3 protein-coding genes are annotated in these 3194 nt (G+C 43.2%); all 3 read right to left on the bottom strand.

The genetic code is table 11. The features are described 5' to 3' along the window. On the bottom strand, positions 1–201 hold a 201-nt coding region (locus BLR65_RS30675; RefSeq protein ID WP_218130682.1), incomplete at its 3' end, for a hypothetical protein. Positions 202–272: 71 nt separating this feature from the next. Then, entirely contained in the window at positions 273–602 is a 330-nt protein-coding gene (locus BLR65_RS28445; RefSeq protein ID WP_093798163.1) for a hypothetical protein, read from the bottom strand. 18 nt (positions 603–620) lie between these two features. After that, a partial coding sequence (locus BLR65_RS28440) for a hemagglutinin repeat-containing protein (RefSeq protein WP_176772831.1) occupies positions 621–3194 on the bottom strand: 2574 nt, incomplete at its 5' end.

The following is a 3194-nucleotide window of genomic DNA, read 5'->3' as shown; positions in this document are numbered from 1 at the left end:
ACTGTCTTCGTTTTCTTTGCTTTTGTTCGCGCCAACGCCGCCGTTGAATCCGCCGAAGGAACCTGTGCCTAAGCCGAAGGATGCACCGAGTAATGCTGATGCTATTTTATACTGAAAAAGATAATGAGTCAAGGAACCGTCCCTTGACTCACTTTTAATAGGTAATATTATCCAGGTTGTTGTTTGTTCACCAGACGACATCGTAGAAAACAAGAGAGGTCAGCGGATTTCCTGTCCGTTGACCTCTCTTTTGTTTATCTTACAAAAATTATTTATTTTACAGAATAGATCATTTTTAATGCGACAATAATTACCTCATCTCCTGAATTGAGTAAAATACTCACCTTAAAACAATCACCCTTCGCGTCTTCTACATCCAATGTAGAAATGTAACACCCCGGTCCCCATGGTTCCTTGCGATCAATTTTCACATACATTACATCTTTAAAATTCAACAATGCAGCATATTGATGCGTATCATCCATAATAATAGGCATTTCAACTGTTCCTTCGTCATAATCACAAACAATTTTTGAAATTTTTGCATCATGAAAATTGATATTTTTGATTTCTTCTATTTCTTTTTTACTAATAACAATCATCTTTATCATCACCCCTTTTTATTCAGGAACAGTATCTCCTGGATACATATGAGTATCCCCAGTTTCTGGATGTGGTTCACGTCCTTTCCCATCGGGAGTATGGTGATAATGTTCTCCGTGGTCTGCATCTTCGTCCCATTCATATTTAGCCTTACCATCAGGATCAAGCCATTTTACAATTTTTCCGTTTTTTGTATTCCATTCTCGTTTAACTAAACCGTCTGGATTAAAATCATCTGGATTTTCCGGGAAAGTTGCATTTATATATTTATTATATGCCCATTCATATGCCGCCGTACCGGCTCTGTATGCAATCCCTGCAACTATAATTTCAGTAGCTGTTACAATAATTTTACCTATACCAATAATCTCTATGGTCCCTGTAATCACAGATCCCAGATCATTATTCTTCGTTCCACTAGCTGCTGTTGAACCACCAGTTTGAGGAGTACCCCCAGCTAATTTTGCTGCTGCTGAACCAACAACATAACTAGCCCATTGACGAAGTGCAGGGTCTGTTATCTTAGATAATTCTTTCTGCATCGCTTCATTTACACCAGCACCAACACCACCAGATAAAGCATCTCCTCCACCCATTTGAGCCATAAGTGCCCCAACAATCGTATGAAGAGCAACTTTTTTAGGATCTCCATCTTTCCAACCATTATCTTCACTCAGTTTATGAATTTCTTCATATGCTACTTCGCCGAATACATTAGCTAACTCCTGTCTTTCTTGTACCGTTTGTTTATCAAATATTTTACCTAAAGCATTTACTGAATTAGTAGTATCCCGACTAAGATTTATAGGATCAATTTTTACTCCACCAACAATAATCGTACCGTTTGAAATCGCTGATTTAGTTGTACTGTCTGCATTACCGGACGCAGTTACACCAATATTAGGAGTTAAACCCAAATCTCCTAATTTCATACCTAGTTTAGGAGTACTGTTATAATTAACTCCCGAACTGCTCGCGCTGTACTCCGCCTTATTCTTAATATCCGAGTAAGTCAAAGTATCCGTACTAATCTTATTCTTATCCGGCGTAGCCTCGCTGCTAATAACCGCACCCTTCAGGTCGGTGTTTTTACCGACATTGATAGTAAAGCCCTGCTTACCAGCATAGATGCCCGCTTGTTCGATAACGCTGCTGTAGTTGGAATTGATTTTACCGGTATTTGTCGAGCCATGAGTACCGCCGCGATTTCCGGTATCAAAGTTAATCCCGCTATTCTTGCTTTTCTCGGTATAGGTATCAGTATCCTGCTGGCTGCCAATATTTAGGTTGCCGCCCACGTCAGCCACTACTTTTTCGCCTTTGACTTGAGAGCCGGTAATGTTGGTATCGTTGCCGGATTTCAAGGTTGTAGTGCCGCTGGCGCTAATTACGCTTTCCGTATGGGTATTACTGTCTTCGTTTTCTTTGCTTTTGTTCGCGCCAACGCCGCCGTTGAATCCGCCCAAGGAACCTGTGCCTAAACCGAAGGATGCACCGAGCGATGCTGATGAGGAGCTATTCTTGGTATTAGTCTGCGAAACATTTTGGGCTGATTCAATGGTAAGGTTTTTAGCTGCAGCAAGAGTGATGTCATCTCCCGTGATATTCGTCGCTTTAAGATCGACATCCCCGGCAGTCGCTTTGATGGTTACGTCGCCGCCTGCCGTAATGTTGGCCGCATTTACCGTTTCTACATGGATGTTCTGCTCTTTCGTGGTTTTAGTGCTGCCGATGCCGATATTGATGGAAAATGCTTGGTCTATATAATTTTTAAGGGCATCACTCTTTTGGGCAACTTTTTCCGCCTTATCGGCCTTTTGGGTAATACCCGCAGCCTCATAGTCTTTAACCGCCTGGTCGTATGCTTTCTGTAAATTCGTATATTGATTGAGGTTCTTATCGATGATTTGATAGTCCTGCAGGGCTTTGTAGCCGTAAAGAGTCTGCAAGCGTTTATCCTGTACGTCGCCTGCCCGGTTCACATGGTAGGCAAAATTAGATCCGGCGTCAATTATCGCTCCGCCTAACGATACGCTTAGGCCGCTTTGCTTGAATTCATACTTGTACTGGCTGTCATAGGTATTGATAGTATTATCAATACTCACATTCTTACCGGTGATGGTGGTGTCCTTGCCGCTGACAACTGTTGTGCCTTCACTTTTAACGTTGTTGCCGGCGGTGACGGTGACGTTACCGGCAATGGAGCCGACCGTGCTGCCGATTTCGTCTTTGACTTGTTCGTTCAGGGTCGTTTTGGTCGACTGCGTGCCGATCGTAAAACCCAGGCCGCCGCCACTGAAGAGGCCGGATTTTTTTACTTTCTTGTAATGCTCGTCGGCGCCGGTTTCCTGGGTGGAGGTAATGGTTACGTCGTTATCCGCTTGGAGATTGACATCGTTGGTGGCGACAACGTTGCTGCCCTTAACCGTAAGATCTTTGCCGCTGGTAACATGGACTGCTTCACCGGAGATGGTGCTGCCTTTTACTTCGTTGGTTAAGGAATAGTCGAGCTTATCTGTGGTTTTCGATGATAAGAAGCCGCTTTTTTTCTTATGGGATTGCACGAGGGATTCGTGTTTTTCGGTGACGGC

It is taken from the genome of Sporomusa acidovorans, assembly GCF_900101845.1.
Lineage (GTDB): Bacteria > Bacillota > Negativicutes > Sporomusales > Sporomusaceae > Sporomusa > Sporomusa acidovorans.
This window is presented reverse-complemented; position numbering and strand designations above follow the sequence as displayed.

What these genes read in the sequence shown, in the direction of transcription:
- BLR65_RS28445 (WP_093798163.1), bottom strand. Translation starts at nt 602, where the DNA reads ATGATTGTTATTAGTAAAAAAGAAATAGAAGAAATCAAAAATATCAAT.